Source organism: Microbacterium sp. H83, from assembly GCF_001650405.1.
In the GTDB taxonomy this organism is placed as follows: Bacteria; Actinomycetota; Actinomycetes; order Actinomycetales; family Microbacteriaceae; genus Microbacterium.
On record NZ_LWCU01000050.1, the window covers coordinates 1 to 797 of the forward strand.

At 77.5% G+C, this 797-nt stretch carries 1 protein-coding gene; it reads left to right on the forward strand.

Annotation, left to right across the window (positions count from 1 at the left end; all coding sequences use genetic code 11):
• Window positions 1–797 (forward strand): hypothetical protein (locus tag A4X16_RS18155; RefSeq protein WP_197491850.1); only part of this gene is annotated, 797 nt, incomplete at both ends.

Consider the following 797-nt stretch of genomic DNA (forward strand, 5'->3'; position numbering starts at 1 on the left):
GCCGCCGCCGAGGCGGCCGCCGCCGAGGCGTCCGCCGCACTCGTCGACGTCGCATCGTTCTGCGCCGCCGCCTGCGCGGCCGCAGCCGCAGAGGCGTTCGCATCGGTCGTCGCCGTCGCCGAGGCATCCGTCGACGCGTCGTCGGTCGCCGCAGCCGAGGCCGCCGCATCCGCCGTCACATCGGCCGCCGCCGACGCCGCGCTCGTCGCATCCGCCAGAGCCGCAGCCACCGCCGCAGCCTCGACCGCGGCATTGCTGTCGCTGTCCGCCTGCGCCGACGCCGTCGCCGACGCCGACGCGTTCGTGTTCAGCTCCGCATCCGCAGAGGCCGATGCCTCAGCGGTCGCCGTGGCGGTCGCCGTCGCGTCCGTCTCGGCGGTCGCGGTGGCGGATGCCTCCGCCCCCGGGTCCGCCGTCGCGTCCGCCGATGCCGATGCCGAGGCCGTCGCCGAGGACGACGCGGTCGCCGCCGCAGCCGCCGACGCGTCCGCATCCACCGACGCGTCCGCATCCACCGACGCCGCCGCATCCGGATCGGCCGCCGCCGAGGCGTCCGCCGCACTCGTCGACGTCGCATCGTTCTGCGCCGCCGCCTGCGCGGCCGCAGCCGCAGAGGCGTTCGCATCGGTCGTCGCCGTCGCCGAGGCATCCGTCGACGCGTCGTCGGTCGCCGCAGCCGAGGCCGCCGCATCCGCCGTCACATCGGCCGCCGCCGACGCCGCGCTCGTCGCATCCGCCAGAGCCGCAGCCACCGCCGCAGCCTCGACCGCGGCATTGCTGTCGCTGTCCGCCTGCGC